The sequence below is a fragment of the Caballeronia sp. LZ062 genome (assembly GCF_031450785.1).
Taxonomy (GTDB): Bacteria; Pseudomonadota; Gammaproteobacteria; order Burkholderiales; family Burkholderiaceae; genus Caballeronia.
In genome coordinates this window covers 1-15434 of the sequence record NZ_JARTWB010000001.1, presented here as the reverse complement: position 1 = coordinate 15434, position 15434 = coordinate 1, and the positions used below count along the sequence as shown (strand labels likewise).

General features: G+C 64.9%; 11 protein-coding genes. 6 read left to right on the top strand and 5 right to left on the bottom strand.

Translation table 11 applies throughout. From position 1 onward, the window contains the following. Positions 1 to 5 precede the first annotated feature (5 nt). Genes P9239_RS00055 through P9239_RS00035 form a run of 5 tightly spaced genes read right to left on the bottom strand, consistent with a single transcriptional unit; the run spans position 6 to position 8253 of the window. Entirely contained in the window at positions 6 to 2759 is a 2754-nt protein-coding gene (locus P9239_RS00055; RefSeq protein WP_404980132.1) for a molybdopterin-dependent oxidoreductase, read from the bottom strand. Then, the gene (locus P9239_RS00050) at positions 2756 to 4018 is read right to left on the bottom strand and encodes an FAD-dependent oxidoreductase (RefSeq protein ID WP_309748478.1); all 1263 of its coding nucleotides are present in this window, start codon (positions 4016 to 4018) and stop codon (positions 2756 to 2758) included. Before P9239_RS00050 ends, P9239_RS00055 begins: the two co-directional genes overlap by 4 nt. After that, positions 4015 to 4359 (bottom strand): nitrite reductase small subunit NirD, encoded by a 345-nt coding sequence (gene nirD / locus P9239_RS00045; RefSeq protein ID WP_309748477.1) that lies wholly within the window; start codon positions 4357 to 4359, stop codon positions 4015 to 4017. Before nirD ends, P9239_RS00050 begins: the two co-directional genes overlap by 4 nt. A gap of 14 nt (positions 4360 to 4373) precedes the next feature. Beyond that, on the bottom strand, positions 4374 to 6914 hold the full coding sequence (nirB, locus tag P9239_RS00040; RefSeq protein WP_309748476.1) for a nitrite reductase large subunit NirB: 2541 nt from the start codon (positions 6912 to 6914) through the stop codon (positions 4374 to 4376). Between the two features lie 13 nt (positions 6915 to 6927). Further along, positions 6928 to 8253: an MFS transporter gene (locus P9239_RS00035; protein ID WP_309748475.1), complete on the bottom strand. Its 1326-nt coding sequence runs from the start codon at positions 8251 to 8253 to the stop codon at positions 6928 to 6930. A 611-nt stretch (positions 8254 to 8864) separates the two neighbouring features. Here P9239_RS00035 and cobA point away from each other — a divergent pair. The 6 genes from cobA to P9239_RS00005 form a co-directional block, all read left to right on the top strand. Continuing rightward, complete coding sequence (gene cobA / locus P9239_RS00030; protein ID WP_309748474.1) at positions 8865 to 9638, top strand: uroporphyrinogen-III C-methyltransferase; 774 nt, start codon at positions 8865 to 8867, stop codon at positions 9636 to 9638. 106 nt (positions 9639 to 9744) lie between these two features. Further along, complete coding sequence (locus P9239_RS00025; RefSeq protein ID WP_309748473.1) at positions 9745 to 10320, top strand: ANTAR domain-containing protein; 576 nt, start codon at positions 9745 to 9747, stop codon at positions 10318 to 10320. A gap of 20 nt (positions 10321 to 10340) precedes the next feature. Further along, complete coding sequence (locus P9239_RS00020; protein ID WP_309748472.1) at positions 10341 to 11531, top strand: CmpA/NrtA family ABC transporter substrate-binding protein; 1191 nt, start codon at positions 10341 to 10343, stop codon at positions 11529 to 11531. 796 nt (positions 11532 to 12327) lie between these two features. Further along, complete coding sequence (locus P9239_RS00015) at positions 12328 to 12912, top strand: DUF2760 domain-containing protein (protein WP_309749569.1); 585 nt, start codon at positions 12328 to 12330, stop codon at positions 12910 to 12912. Further along, positions 12909 to 14792: an Hsp70 family protein gene (locus P9239_RS00010; protein WP_309748471.1), complete on the top strand. Its 1884-nt coding sequence runs from the start codon at positions 12909 to 12911 to the stop codon at positions 14790 to 14792. The genes P9239_RS00015 and P9239_RS00010 overlap by 4 nt, the downstream gene beginning before the upstream one ends. Beyond that, on the top strand, positions 14793 to 15434 hold a 642-nt coding region (locus P9239_RS00005), incomplete at its 3' end, for an Hsp70 family protein (RefSeq protein WP_309748470.1).

Sequence of the window (15434 nt, the reverse complement as noted above, 5' to 3'; positions counted from 1 at the left end):
AGCGGTCAGCTAACGCTCAACCGTGCCATTTCTGTCTCGACAATGAGCCTCTTCAACTCCGGCACGCATGAGCCGCAATTGCCGCCCGCCTTCACGCATGCCGTGACCTGCGCCGCTGTTTTCAGACCCTTGTCGCGAATCGCGTTGCAGATGGTGTTGCGACCCACGCCGAAGCACGAGCAGACCGTTGGCCCCGTGTCCTCGCCCTTGCCGATGGCTTGACCGAGCAACAGGCTCGCACGATCCTCATCGCTCAAACGGTCCTTATCGAAGAGACTCGCGAGCCATGCGCGCGCGGGCAAATCGGGGCGCTCGGAAATGAATACGCAACTCTCGATGCGGTCGTTCACCACATGCGCCGCGCGATACACGCCCGCGCTCTTGTCCTCGTACTCGATCCAGTCCGCGTGCGGATCGTCGATATCGAAGAGTGCTCGCGCCCAGTCGTGATGATCGTCATGCGACGCATCGAAGCGATTGCGTCCCGCCAGTTCATAGCGCACGAAGCGATCGCCGTGAATGCGTGTCCAGTGCGTGACATTACCGAGCGAAAGCGCATTGCGGGAAAGCGAGAAGCCGTGCCACGTCACATGAAATTTCTCGATTGTGACCGGCGTGTGCTTGAACTCGGGCTCGCCCGACACTGGATCGACAACCGGATTCACGACCGCGCCCACGCGTGCATCCGATGCCACCTGATCGTTCCAGTGAATCGGCACGAAGACGCTGCCGCGCGGCATGCCGCCACCGTGCTGTACGCGAGCGACCATCGAACCCCAGCGGCTCGTCACACGCGCCAACTCGCCTTCTCGCACGCCGCATGCGAGCGCATCTTGCGGATGCATATCGATGAACGACTCGCTGATATGCCCCGCGAGCTTCGCGGAACGGCCCGTGCGCGTCATCGTGTGCCACTGGTCGCGCACGCGCCCGGTGTTGAGCACGAGCGGGTAGTTGATATCCGGAGCATTGACGGGGGCGCGCGGCGACGTCGCGACGAAGCGCGCACGGCCATCTGCATGATTGAAGCGCCCTGTGTCGAAGAGCCGCTTACTGCTCGCGTGATCGTTCGCACGGAGCGGCCATTGCACGGGCTGTAGTTCATCATATTGCTCGCGTGACAGGCCGCTCAGCGCGCCGATATCGAATGCGCGATACGCGCCGTCTTCATTGTTCCGATACGACGACAAGCGCGCATGTTCGTCGAATATCTCGTGCGCGCCGTCATACTCGAAGCCATCGAAACCCATGCGCCGCGCGACGTCGCAGATGATGCGCCAGTCGGCGCGTGCCTGCCCGGGCGCGCGCAGGAACGCCCGCTGACGCGAGATGCGCCGCTCCGAATTCGTCACCGTGCCGTCTTTTTCGCCCCATCCAAGCGCGGGCAACAGCACATGCGCGAAAGCATTGGTGTCCGTCTTCTCGATGATGTCGGATACGACGACCAGCTCGCACTGTTCGAGCGCCCGCTTCGCACGGTCTCCGTCCGGCAGACTGACGACTGGGTTCGTACCCATGATCCATACGGCCTTGACACGCCCCGCTTCGATGGCATCGAACAGTTCGACGGCCTTCAGGCCACCGCGTGATGCGACACGTGGCGATGACCAAAACGTCTGCACCACGTCACGGTGCGTCGCGTTATCCAGTTCCAGATGCGCGGCGAGCGTATTGGCCAGGCCGCCCACTTCGCGGCCGCCCATTGCATTGGGCTGCCCTGTGAAGGAGAACGGCCCCATTCCCGGCTTGCCGATGCGGCCCGTCGCCAGATGACAGTTGATGATGCTGTTGACCTTGTCGGTCCCAGCACTCGACTGATTGACGCCTTGCGAATACACCGTGACCACGCGTTCGGTGCGTGCGAACAGGCGATAGAAGTTCGCAAGGTCGTGCGCGTCGACCTTGCAGTCCTTCGCCGCTTGCGCGACGTCCGCAGGCCCGGCTGCCGACAGCGCAGCGTCGTAGCCTTCGGTATGCGCATCGACGAACGCGGAATCCGTTGCACCATGCTCCGCGAGAAAGGCGAACAGGCCGTTGAAGAGCCGCACGTCGCTGCCGGGCTTCAGCGGCAGATGCAAGTCCGCCATCTCACACGTAGCGGTGTAACGCGGATCGATCACGACGATCTTCACGTCCGGCCGCGCTTCCTTCACCTTCATGATGCGCTGGAAAAGGATCGGATGACACCATGCGGTGTTCGATCCGACGAGCACGATCAGGTCCGCGAGCTCCAGGTCTTCGTAGTTCATCGGCACGAGGTCTTCGCCGAATGCGCGCTTATGCCCCGCCACGGACGACGACATGCAGAGCCGCGAATTCGTGTCGATGTTCGCGCTGCCGACATAGCCCTTCATGAGCTTGTTGGCGACGTAGTAGTCCTCGGTCAGCAACTGGCCGGACACATAAAACGCCACCGCATCTGGCCCGTGCTCGGCGATGATGCGGGAAAAGCCGCTCGCGACAGTGCCGATTGCGTCGGCCCACGACACATCGTTGAGCTTGCCGGTCGCCTTGTCTCGCAGTTTCGGATTGAGCAGGCGCCCGTCCAAGCCGACCGTATCTCCGAGTGCGGAGCCCTTCACGCACAGACGGCCGAAGTTGGACGGATGCGTTTCGTCGCCGGAAATGGCAACGTCGACAGGCGTGCGCGGTGTGGCTACAACGCCGCACCCGACGCCGCAATAAGGGCATGTCGTGCGCACACCAACGGGCTTCTCTGGCGTGATGGGAATGATGGCATTCATATCGATGCGACTCATGCGGTCCCTTCGCAAAGCGTCTTTCCGAACAATAAGCGGTCGCGAAGATGCGAGACATCTGTGCGGTTCTGGATCAGATCGAAGTACCAGCCGCCGTCCTTCACATCGCCATACAACACCGTGCCGATTATGCGGCCCGCCTGCAACACAAGCCGCTTATAGACGCCACGGCGAGGATCACGTAACACGAGGTCTTCGCTGCCTTCGCCGCCGATGAGATCGCCTGCGGAATACAGATCGACGCCCGTGACCTTCAGCTTCGTCGCGGTCGCGCGCTGCACATAACGCCGATGTCCCGCGCCCGCGAGATGCGCGCCGGCCACGCGTGCCTGATCCCAGATGGGCGCGACAAGGCCGAACGTGGCCGAGCGATGCTGCACACATTCGCCCACAGCATAGACGCGCGGATCGAACGTCTGCAGCGTATCGTCCACGACGATCGCGCGTTCGCAGTGCAGACCCGAAGCTTGCGCCAGCGCGATATTCGGCCGCACGCCTGCTGTCATCACGACGAGGTCCGCGTCGATCTGCGTGCCGTCTGCAAAGCGCACGGCTCGCACGCGTTCGTCCCCGACGATCTCGGTCGTTTGCGCCGCCATCGCAAAACGCAGGCCCTTTGCTTCGAGAGAACGCTTGAGCAAGGCGGACGCGCTTGCGTCCAGTTGCCGATCCATCAGGCTGCCGCTCGCATGCACGACCGTCACTGACATGCCTTGCCGTTGCAAGCCGTTAGCCGCTTCCAGACCCAGCAATCCACCACCGATGATCACCGCATGACGATGATCGCGTGCAGCGTCGAGCATCGTTTCGACATCCTGAATATCTCGGAACGCAATGACGCCGGGCAGATTGCATCCGGGAACGGGAATCACGAAAGGCTTCGAGCCGGTCGCGATCAGCAAGCGGTCATACGGCGCCTCGCGCCCATTTTCAGAGCGCACGATACGCCGCGCACGATCGATCTGGATGACCGCATCGCCCGCATACAGCGTGATGCCGTTCGCGTCGTACCACTCGCGCGTGTTGATGACAATGTCGTCCATGCTCTTTTCGCCAGCCAGCACTGGCGAGAGCAGGATGCGGTTGTAGTTGCCGTGGGGTTCGGCGCCGAACACGGTAATGTCGTAGAGCTCGGGGGCGATCTTCAGCAACTCTTCGACGGTACGCATACCAGCCATGCCGTTACCGATGACGACGAGCCGCTGCTTTTCAACGCGCCCCGCGCCTGCCGCAGCTGCAACCGCATACTCGGTCTTCATGCTGCGATCCAAACCTTGCCGCCCGCCACCCTTGCGCGGTACGCGTTGACCGAACGCTCCGGCGCTTCGAGACATTCGCCGGTGCGCAAATCGAAGTGCTGCTTATAGATCGGCGACGCCACGACGATGCGTTCGCCGAGGCTCCCCACGATGCCGCGCGAGAGCACGGCGGCCTGCGAGTGCGGATCGAAGTTGTCGATTGCGTACACCGTGTCCGATTCCGCCGCAACGTGAAAGATGGCGACCTGTGCGCCGTTGACGAGCGCGCAGACGCCCGTGTCGGGCACGATATCGTTCAGTTCGCAAACAAGGGTCCAGTCCGGTTCGATACGGTCGTTCATGTTGTGCTCCTGCTTCAGACGGTTTCGACAATCACGGGAATATCGATGCGCTTGACCTTACGTTCATCAGGCGTCGCCGGCCGGATCTGCCCGCGCTCCTCGACGAAGGTCACGGTCTCGTCGCGCTTGTCGCTGTTCACGAAATGACGGAAGCGCTTGCGGGTCTCGGGATCGGTGACGGCCTTCTTCCACTCGTCTTCATACGTGTCCACGACGAGCTGCATCTCGGCTTCCAGTTCATGCGCGATATCGAGCTTGTCGTTGACGACGACGTCGATCAGATAATCGAGGCCGCCTTCGAGGTTGTCGCGCCATACGCTCGTGCGCTGCAAGCGGTCCGCAGTGCGCACGTAGAACATCAGGAAGCGGTCGATATAACGCACGAGCGTCGCCTGATCGAGATCGGAAGCGAGCAGTTCGGCGTGACGCGGCTTCATGCCGCCGTTGCCGCAGACGTAGAGATTCCAGCCCTTTTCCGTCGCGATCACGCCGACATCCTTGCCCTGCGCTTCGGCACATTCGCGCGTGCAGCCCGATACGCCGAACTTGATCTTGTGCGGCGTGCGCAAACCCTTGTAGCGATTTTCGAGTTGCACCGCGAGGCCGACCGAATCGCCGACACCATAGCGGCACCATGTCGAACCGACGCACGACTTCACCGTGCGCAGCGCTTTGCCATAGGCATGACCAGATTCAAAACCGGCTGCGATCAACTCTTCCCAGATGAGCGGCAACTGCTCGACGCGCGCGCCGAACATATCGACACGCTGGCCGCCCGTGATCTTCGTGTAGAGACCGTATTTCTTCGCAATCTGGCCGACTGCGATAAGACCATCGGGCGTGACTTCGCCGCCCGCCATGCGCGGCACGACGGAATACGTGCCGTCGCGCTGAATGTTGGCGAGGTAGTAATCGTTCGAGTCCTGCAAGCTCGCGTGCTCTTTCTTCAGCACAAATTCGTTCCAGCACGAAGCGAGAATGCTGGCCACCACGGGCTTGCAGATATCGCAGCCGAGCCCTTTGCCGTGCTTCGAGAGCAGAGACGCGAAGGTGCGGTGCCCTTCCACACGAGCGATGTGATACAGCTCCTGCCGGGAATAAGCAAAGTGCTCGCAAATGTGATTGTTCACCGCAAGGCCCTGACGCTTCATCTCCGACTTCATCACTTGCGTGACGAGCGGCACGCAGCCGCCGCACGACGCGCCCGCCTTGCATGCGCTCTTCAATGCGCCGATGCTCGTCGCGCCCGCGCAAACCGCTGCGCAGATTTCGGCCTTGCTCACGTTGTTGCACGAGCAGATTTGCGCAGCGTCCGGCAACGCTTCGACGCCGAGTGCGGGTCTGGCCTTGCCATCTGCTTGCGGAAGAATGAGGAACTCCGGCGCTTCGGGCAGTTCCATTTTGTTCAGCATGAGTTGCAGAAGCGTGCCGTATTCGGCTGCATCGCCGACCATCACGCCGCCCAGCAGGTACTTGCCGCAATCGGACACGACGAGCTTCTTGTAGATCTGCTTGCGCTCGTCGCTGAACTGGTAGGAACGGCTGCCGGGCGTTTTGCCGTGCGCATCGCCGATACTTGCGACATCCACGCCCATCAACTTCAGCTTGGTGCTCATGTCCGCGCCGGTGAATGACGCCTGCTCGCCCAGCAACTGCTTCGCGACGGCACGCGCCATGTCGTAACCCGGCGCAACGAGACCGAACAGTTGGCCCTTCCACAGCGCGCATTCGCCGATCGCATAAATATGCTCGTCGCTCGTGCGGCAGGCGTCGTCGATAACGATGCCGCCGCGCGGACCCACGTCCAGTCCCGCCGCGCGCGCGATATCGTCGCGCGGACGAATGCCCGCGGAGAACACGATCATGTCAGTGTCGAGATGCTCGCCGTCCGCGAAATTCATGCGATTCACCGCGTTCTCGCCATCCACGATAGCGACCGTATTGCGGTTCGTATGCACCGTCACACCGAGCGCCTCGATCTTGCTTCGCAGCACGCGGCCGCCGCCCTCGTCCACTTGCACGGCCATCAGGCGCGGCGCGAATTCGACGACGTGGGTTTCGAGTCCCATGTCACGCAGCGCCTTCGCAGCTTCGAGTCCGAGCAATCCGCCGCCGACGACCGTGCCCGTCTTCGCGCGCGCACCGAACACCTGCATGGCTTGCAGGTCTTCTATCGTGCGATAGACGAAGCATCCTTCGCGGTCCTTACCATCTACCGGCGGGACGAACGGATAGGAGCCTGTGGCCATCACGAGCTTGTCGTAGGCGAGCGTTTCACCCGTCGATGTCGTGACGGTGCGCGCGGCGCGGTCGATCGCAACGGCTCTCGCGTTCAGCTTCAGCGCGTAGCCCGAACGTTCGAAGAACCCTTCTTGGACGAGCGATAGTTCATCCGCCGACTTGCCCGAGAAAAACTCCGACAGATGCACGCGGTCATAGGCCGCGCGTGGCTCCTCGCACAACACCGTAACGTGCAGTGCTTCATTGCCGCTTTCAGCGAGACATTCGAGGAATTTGTGGCCGACCATGCCGTGGCCGATGACAACGATCTTCATGACAGGACCTTCCTCAGTTTGCAACGCCGTTATGGACTGCGAGCGCGCTTTCACGCAGCGCGGCTTCGCGTGCCTTGTGTTCAGGAGAGAAGCGAACGGCAATGGCGCACAGCGCCGAGCCCGCGACGAGCACGCCCAAGAGCGAGAGCGTTTGCTGCACGTTGCCCACGCCTTTCATCAGGAAGCCAGCCGCTACCGCGCCCGCATTGCCGCCCGCGCCGATCACGCCGGCCACGCCGCCGAGCGCCTTGCGGTCGATGAACGGCACGAGCGCATAGGTCGCGCCGCACGCCATGTGCGTGAAGAGACCGAACGCGATCATCGCGATGACAGCGAGCGCGATGCTATTGGCGTGTGCGAAGGCATAAAGCCCGACGCCTTCGCCCGCGATCAGCACGAAGAGCAGCGTCGCGCGGATATCGAGGCCGCGTCGCGCGGCCGCTTTATCGGAGAGCCAGCCGCCGAGTGCGCGTGCGAACAGTGCGAGCAAGCCGAAGCTGCCCGCCGCCAGACCCGCTTGACCGAGCGACAGACCGAAATGATCGACGTAATAGACAGCCGCGATGTTGTGAATGAACACTTCGACGCCGAAGCACGCGCCGTATGTCACGAAGAGCATCCACACTCGATAGTTCGCGCAAGCGGTGAGAAAGCTCTGCCAGCCGCCCTTCTTGCCGCCGTCGATGGCAATGCCCGCGCGTCGCAGTTGCGCGAAATCGCCTTGCGGACAGTCCTGCGTATAGCGCCAGTAGAAGAAGGCCATCACAGGCATGACGACGCCCGGCACGATCAGCGCGATGCGCCATGCCGATGCCTCGCCCGCGCCCAATGCAATCGCGGCCGCAACGAGCAAGGGCACGATGGCTTGCGCCGCGCCCGCGCCCGCGTTGCCCCAGCCTGCGGTCGTCGCGTTGGCCGTGCCGACCACGTTCGGCGCGAACATCACCGACGTGTGGTACTGCGTGATGACGAAGCTCGCGCCGATTGCGCCGATCGCGAGACGGCACCACAGGAAGCTGTCATAGCCAGTCGAAAGCGCCGCACCGATCACCGGCACCGCGCCTGCGAGCAACAGCGCACTATAGACCTTGCGCGGCCCGAAGCGATCGCACATGGGACCGACGACGAGCCGTACGAGAATCGTCACGGCCACCGCCGCGATGTTGATGTTGGCGATCTGGTCCGCGTTAAGCCCGTATTCGCGCTTGATGAGCGGCATGAGCGGCGCGCACGCGAACCACGCGAAGAAGCACACGAAGAACGCCATCCACGTGAGATGGAACGCGCGCATCGGCGCGGTACGCAAGCTGAAGAGATCGATTCGGGTGGCTTTATCCATCGTCTTTCCGCAAAAAAGAAAGGCGTCCCGCGCATTCGGCCGATGGCCGGATGCAGGGGACGCCGTTGTCCGTGCCCGCGTTTTCATCCGCCAGGCGCTGTGTTCAGGACGGATCGCCGTTGATCCGATGCGAGACTAAAGGCAAGGGCTATGCCATGCGCGCTGTATCGCCCGCTATCGCTTGCTGCATAAGGCTTCGCGCGGTCCGCACACTGCGCGTGGCGATTCATTGCGCGTCGCGTTTCGATGCAGGCCGGCACAGCGATGGTGCGACGCAGCACCCATCGCGTGCGAAGCTCGCGCCGACGTGTGTTTGTACCAACCGGTTAGCGCACGTTGCCCGCTTCACTGAATCGACGCGTGCGCGCGCTGTGGCAGTGCGGCTGCGCACAGTGGTTGTGCTCGTTCGCCGCGAACGGCATCGAAAAGGCTGATGCCACCGCAATGGCCCGCTTATTGCATTTCATCGAGCGCCACGGCAACGGCGCTGGCGGCGGCATCGAAGATAGCGACTGCGAACTACGGACAATGGCGTCCTCGTGCCCGACACGAGCGGACGCTTTTTGCGTTCGCCGCGCCGATTCCCAGCACCATGCGATACAGGACCGAACATGAGCAACACCACCGCGAAGACCCCAGGCAAAGTGACGCTGCTGAGCGCAGGCCCCGGCGATCTCGATCTGCTGACGATCCGCGCCGCGAAGGTGCTGGCTGCAGCGGATATCTTGCTGCTCGACGATCTCGCGAATCAGGACATCGCCACGCTCGCGCCACGCGCTCGCGTGATTCACGTGGGAAAGCGCGGCGGCTGCAAATCAACGCCGCAAGCATTCATCGAGCGCCTCATGCAGCGTTACGCGAAGATGGGCCTGCACGTGGTTCGCGTGAAGGGCGGCGATGCGCTGCTATTCGGCCGCGCGGGCGAAGAACTCGCGGCATTGCGCGGTGCGAGCATCGCGGTGGAGATCGTGAACGGCGTGTCGTCCGGCTTCGCGGCGGCAGCGAGCCTCGGCATCTCGCTCACGCATCGCGACCATTGCCAGGGCGTGACCTTCGTCACCGCGCACATGAAGGACCACAGCGAACCTGACTGGCGCGCGCTCGCCGCGACCGGCATGACGCTGGCCATCTACATGGGCATGAGCCGCATTGCGAGCATCGCGGCGTCACTGCTCGACGCGCTGCCCGCCGGCACCCCGGCGGCGGTCGTGCAGCACGCAGGCTCGGCCGATGAGAGACGGCTCGTCACAACGCTCGAACGTCTGGCCGAGGATGCCGCTGAAGCCGGGCTCGGCAGCCCCGCCGTCATTTTCGTGGGCGGAGCCATCGGCGAGGCGGTGGAGTTCGCGGCGCGGCGCGAGCGCGGTCTCGCCCACGCGGCCTGAATACCTTTGTCATGCGGCCTATGCCATTCGGCCAGGTTTTCGCTTTCGGCGCCGTGCGTTAGAGTTCAAACACCGATCCTTCGATACACCGCTTTACGCCCGACAGATGCTGCGCGTTCTCCTCGTCACCGACACCGACAAGCCCATCGGCGATCTTCGCGATCAGCTCGCGCGCATGGGCTATGAGATGCTCGCCGAAGTGGCCGCGCCGGCCAAGCTGCATGCGGCCGTCGAGAGTCAGAAGCCCGATGTCGTCATCATCGACACGGAGTCGCCGTCGCGCGACACGCTGGAACAGCTCGCCGTGATGAATCAGGCCGCGCCGCGCCCGGTGCTCATGTTCAGCAACGACGCCGACCAGCAGTTCATCCGCGCGGCCGTCGGTGCGGGCGTGACGGCGTATTCGGTCGAGGGGCTCGCGCCGGAACGGCTCGCGCCGATCATCGATGTCGCGCTCGCGCGCTTCGCTCACGAGGCGCGATTGCGGCTGCGGCTCGAACAAGTCGAAAACGAACTCGCGGAACGCAAAGTGATCGACCGCGCGAAGCGTCTGCTGATGGAACGGCGCGGCATGTCGGAGAACGACGCTTACGCCACGCTGCGCAAACGCGCGATGGATCAGGGCATGAAAGTCGCTGAAATCGCGCGTCAGCTTGTTTCCGTGGCCGATCTGCTCGGTTAGCCAGTACTCCCTATCACGTCATGAATTCGCTCGAATCCGCTTCATCCGCCACGCCCGCGCCCGAACGCACGCATCTGCGGCTCGGCTTCGTCGCACTCAGCGACGCCGCCCCGCTCGCTGCCGCCGCCCTGCGCGAGATGGGACAGCGGCACGGCATCGAAATCGAACTGTGCCGCCAGCCGTCGTGGGCGGCGGTGCGCGACAAGCTGCTGTCGGGCGAGATCGACGCCGCGCACGCGCTCTACGGGCTCGTGTACGGCGTGCAACTCGGCATTGGCGGGCCGCAGGCGGACATGGCCGTGCTGATGGTGCTCAATCGCAACGGGCAGGCGATCACGCTGTCCAATCCGATCGCGGACGCCATCCGTCAGGGCGCGCGCGTGAAGGACGCGCTGGCATCGCTCGGGAGAATGCCCGTCATCGCGCAGACGTTCCCGACCGGCACGCATGCCATGTGGCTGTACTACTGGCTCGCGGCGAACGGCGTGCATCCGTTGCGCGACGTGCGCAGCGTCGTCATTCCGCCGCCGCGCATGGCCGAGGCGCTGGCCGAAGGAACGCTCGACGGCTTCTGCGCGGGCGAGCCGTGGCATGCGGTGGCCGAAGCGCGCGGCGCTGGGCGCACGGTCGTCCATACGAGTGAGATCTGGCCGGACCATCCGGAGAAGGTGCTCGCCTGCCGGCGCGATTTCGTCGCGCTGTATCCGAATACGGCGCGGGCGCTGGTGCGCACGATGCTCGATGCATGCGCCTGGGTCGATACGCGTGAGCATCGCGCGGAGATCGCGCAAGCGCTCGCTTCGTCGGACTTGCTGGGCGTGCCGCGCGAACTGATCGAAGCCCGCCTCGGCATGCATGACGGCACCGCGCCAGTGCGCTTTTTCGATGACGGCGCGGTCAACTACCCGCGCTCATCCGATGGCCTTTGGTTCATCACGCAGTACCGTCGATGGGGCATGCTCACCGCCGAGAGCGACGACGCCGCCGTTGCCGCCGCCGTCAACCAGACGGCCCTGTATCGCGAGGCGGCTGACGCTTCGGGCGTGCCGATCCCTGCGGAACGGCAAGCCGCGACCCTCTGCGACGGCCGCGTGTGGGATGGCAGCGATGCGGTGGCGTATGTAGCCGCGTTCGATGTGAAAGCCCGAGGTGGCGCCCAGCACGCCGTCGATGGCGGATTCGGCCAGAATCGGGAAGCGGAGCCGCGTTAGGGGCGATGTGCGTCCGTGCGAGGTTCGGCTCGGGCCGGCCTAATTCCGCTGGATAACGACTCGCCGGTGCCGTGCTGGCATCGCCGTTGAGATGGTGTCATACGCGCTGCTTGCGTGATGTCACGTCCGCCGGCGAATGCCTTGTGCCCTGCGCCTTGCGCGTTGTGCCTTGTGCCTTGTGCCTTGTGCCTTGTGCCTTGTGCCTTTGGGTTTTGGCTTACGGCTCGCGGGTTGCGGTCTGCGCGTGGCAGCTTGCGAGGCGGGGCTGCGCGCTAGCGATCGCGGCTCGCGGCTCGCGGCTCGCGGCTCGCGGCTCGCCGCTCGGGGCTCGGGGCTCGGATTAGGACTTGAGCTTGCCCGTGGACTCGCGCTCAGACTCCAACCCGCACTCGCACCCAAACCCGCACTTGGCCTCCGCTCGACGCCCGGCCATGAGAGCTCGAGCCTCCAGCCTTTCCCGCCGAGCCAACGCATCCACCCGCCCCGCCTTGACTTACCCCCGCAAATCCCGAGAATGAGCGCCGCCGCCACGCGCGACGCGCCCCGTCGAGCGGCCAGCCCGAACCCGCCCGCGAGGATGTTTTCCCGCGTGATCCGCAACTTCATGGACAATAACGGGATGAGGCACGAACGCCCCGGCGTTTCTTGCGCTCGTCTCACCGGCGCGCGATGCCATCGCGCCGACGCAGCATTCCCGGCAACCGGCGCTTTGCGGCCGGTCAGCCACCGAACTCGGCCACCCGCGCCGCCCGAGGATGAGGTCGTCCTTCGGACGCGGCCAACAGGAGCATCACCCATGACCGACATGAATCCATCTTTCTTCGGCAGGCTGTCGATAGCCTTCGGCGCCTTCTTCGGCATTCTCGGCAACGGCGCATTCGCCGGCCGCGTGCAGCGTCTGCGCGAAGCACCCGAAGCGCCGGAAGCGCCCATTAAAACGCCGGCGCCCGCCGCCGCTCCCGTTGCGCCGGCAACACCGGCACCGTCGCCGCTCAAGGAAGCGAGCCCGGTCGCCGCACTGCAGTTGCTCGGTCTGTTGCAACGCGACGCGCGCTTCATCGATTTCGTCGAAGAGGACATCGTCAATTACAGCGACGCCGACATCGGCGCGGCCGCGCGCCTCGTGCACGACGGCTGCCGCGCCGTGCTGCGCGAGCACTTCACCATCAAGCCGGTCCGCACCGAAGCCGAAGGCAGCCGCATCACGCTGCAAGACGGCTTCGACGCGAGCGCCGTGCGGCTCACCGGCAACGTCGTCGGCAAGCCGCCGTTCAACGGCAGCATCAGCCATCGTGGATGGAAGGTCGAGGAAACGCGCCTGCCGAAGCTCGCACAGACGCATGATGCGAGCATCGTCGCGCCGGCCGAGGTGGAGCTATGAGCGACTTCAACGAACAAAACACGCCGCGCTATTCGATCGGCGTCGATCTCGGCACCACGCATTGCGCGCTGTCGTACGTGGACCTGTCTTCGAGCGATGGCGAAAAGACCGCGCAGGGCGTGCTGTCCATCGCGCAACTGACCGCGCCGGGCGCCGCCGAAGAGCGCGACCTGCTGCCGTCGTTTCTCTACTTGCCGCATCCGAACGAACTCGCGCCCGGCGATTTGACGCTGCCGTGGACGCAGGAGCGGCCGTTTATCGTCGGCGAACTGGCGCGCAGCCGTGGCGCGGGCACGCCCATCCGGCTCGTGTCGAGCGCGAAAAGCTGGCTGTGTCATCCGGGCGTCGACCGGCGCGCCGCGATTCTCCCGGCCGACGCGCCCGAGGAAGTCGAGCGCGTGTCGCCGCTGGAAAGCTCGGTGCGCTATCTGACGCATTTGCGCGAAGCCTGGAACCACGCGCATCCGGACGCGCCGTTCGATCAGCAGGACGTCACCGTGACGATTCCTGCCTCCTTCGATCCCGCCGCGCGCGAACTCACCGCCGAAGCGGCGGCCGCAGCGGGCTACGCGCGCATGACGCTTCTCGAAGAACCGCAGGCCGCGCTCTATAGCTGGATTCAAAAGTCGGGCGGCGGCTGGCGCAAGCAGGTCAAGGTGGGCGACGTCATTCTCGTCGTCGATGTCGGCGGCGGCACGACGGACTTGTCGCTGATCGCCGTGGTCGAGCGCGAAGGCAATCTGGAACTGCATCGCGTGGCGGTCGGCGAGCACATTCTGCTCGGCGGCGACAACATGGATCTGGCGCTCGCGCATGTCGTCGCGCGCAAGCTCGCAAGTCAGGGCACGCAGCCCGATCCGTGGCAGTTGCGCGCGCTGACCTACGCGTGCCGCTCGGCGAAGGAGACGCTGCTCTCCGATCCGACTACCGATGCGGTGCCGCTCGTCGTGCCGAGCCGCGGTTCGAAGCTGATCGGCGGGTCGCTGCGCACCGAACTCACGCGCGCCGAACTCACGCAGATTCTGCTCGAAGGCTTCTTCCCGCAAGTCGATGCGTCCGCCCGTCCTGTTGCGCGCGCTCGCGTCGGTCTCACGCAACTCGGCCTGCCGTACGCGCAGGACGCGGCCGTCACGCGTCATCTCGCCGCGTTCCTTGGCCGCCAGGTGAACGCGCTCGCCGAAGTGGAAGGCATTCAGCACGACGTGCCGCCCGGCGCGACGCTGTTGCACCCGACCGCCGTGCTGTTCAACGGCGGCGTGTTCAAGTCGCATTTGCTGGTCGAACGCGTGATGACGACGCTCAACGCCTGGCTTTCCGTCGAAAATGCGCCGCCCGCCCGCCTGCTGGAGGGCGCGGATCTCGATCTCGCGGTGGCACGAGGCGCGGCGTATTACGGCTACGTGCGGCGCGGCAAGGGTGTGCGGATTCGCGGCGGCACGGCGCGGGCGTACTACGTGGCGGTCGAATCGGCGATGCCGGCCGTGCCCGGGCTCGAGCCGCCCGTATCGGCGCTCTGCGTCGCGCCGTTCGGCATGGAGGAAGGCACCGAGGCGGCGTTGCCCGCGCAGGAGTTCGGGCTGGTCGTCGGCGAGCCGGTGCATTTCCGCTTTTTCGGCTCGTCGGTGCGCAGGCAGGATCAGGTCGGCACGCTGCTCGACTACTGGCAACCGGACGAGTTGCAGGAACTGGAAGAAATCGAGGCATCGCTGCCTTCCGAGGGACGCACCCCGGGCGAAGTGGTGCCGGTCAAGCTGCACGCGCGCGTGACGGAAGCGGGCACGCTCGAACTCGAAGCGGTCCCGCGCGGCTCGGCGGAACGCTGGAAAGTCGAGTTCGACGTGCGCGGCAGCGCGAACGCGGACCACGGCGCGGGCCTGTAAGTGTCCGCGCGCAAGAAAAAGCCGTCGGCACCGTCGGGCGCGCGGTATCGCGTCGGCATCGATCTGGGGACGAGCAATACCGTCGTCGCCTATGCCGAGGCCGGTTCGAACGACATTCGCGTGTTTGCGGTCGAGCAACTCGTCGGTCCCGGCGAAGTGGCCGCGCAGCCGCTTCTGCCGTCGCTGCGGTATCACCCGGCGCCGGGCGAGCTTGCACCCGGCGACGTGCAGTTGCCGTGGTCGCCGGCTTCCGGGACCGAGCCGCCAGCGGTCGTCGGCCGCCTCGCTCGCCATCTCGGCGCGCAGGTGCCCGGGCGGCTCGTGTCGAGCGCGAAGAGCTGGCTTTCGCACGCATCGGTGGATCGCGTCGCGCCCATCCTGCCGTGGGGCGCGGGCGACGACGTCGCGAAAGTGTCGCCCGTCGCCGCGAGCGCGAGCTATCTCGCCCACGTGCGCGCCGCGTGGAACCAGCAGTTCCCCGACGCGCCGCTCGAAGCACAGGACATCGTGCTTACCGTTCCCGCGTCCTTCGATGAAGGCGCGCGCGCCCTCACGGTCGAAGCGGCGCGCATGGCGGGTCTTCACGCGCTGCGGCTGCTCGAAGAACCGCAGGCGGCGTTCTACGACTGGCTGTTTCACCAC

Bases quoted from the DNA above. Each gene is read 5' to 3' on its own strand.
- P9239_RS00055 (WP_404980132.1), bottom strand. From the start codon at position 2,759: ATGAGTCGCATCGATATGAATGCCATCATTCCCATCACGCCAGAGAAG.
- P9239_RS00050 (WP_309748478.1), bottom strand. From the start codon at position 4,018: ATGAAGACCGAGTATGCGGTTGCAGCTGCGGCAGGCGCGGGGCGCGTT.
- nirD (WP_309748477.1), bottom strand. From the start codon at position 4,359: ATGAACGACCGTATCGAACCGGACTGGACCCTTGTTTGCGAACTGAAC.
- nirB (WP_309748476.1), bottom strand. From the start codon at position 6,914: ATGAAGATCGTTGTCATCGGCCACGGCATGGTCGGCCACAAATTCCTC.
- P9239_RS00035 (WP_309748475.1), bottom strand. From the start codon at position 8,253: ATGGATAAAGCCACCCGAATCGATCTCTTCAGCTTGCGTACCGCGCCG.
- cobA (WP_309748474.1), top strand. From the start codon at position 8,865: ATGAGCAACACCACCGCGAAGACCCCAGGCAAAGTGACGCTGCTGAGC.
- P9239_RS00025 (WP_309748473.1), top strand. From the start codon at position 9,745: ATGCTGCGCGTTCTCCTCGTCACCGACACCGACAAGCCCATCGGCGAT.
- P9239_RS00020 (WP_309748472.1), top strand. From the start codon at position 10,341: ATGAATTCGCTCGAATCCGCTTCATCCGCCACGCCCGCGCCCGAACGC.
- P9239_RS00015 (WP_309749569.1), top strand. From the start codon at position 12,328: ATGACCGACATGAATCCATCTTTCTTCGGCAGGCTGTCGATAGCCTTC.
- P9239_RS00010 (WP_309748471.1), top strand. From the start codon at position 12,909: ATGAGCGACTTCAACGAACAAAACACGCCGCGCTATTCGATCGGCGTC.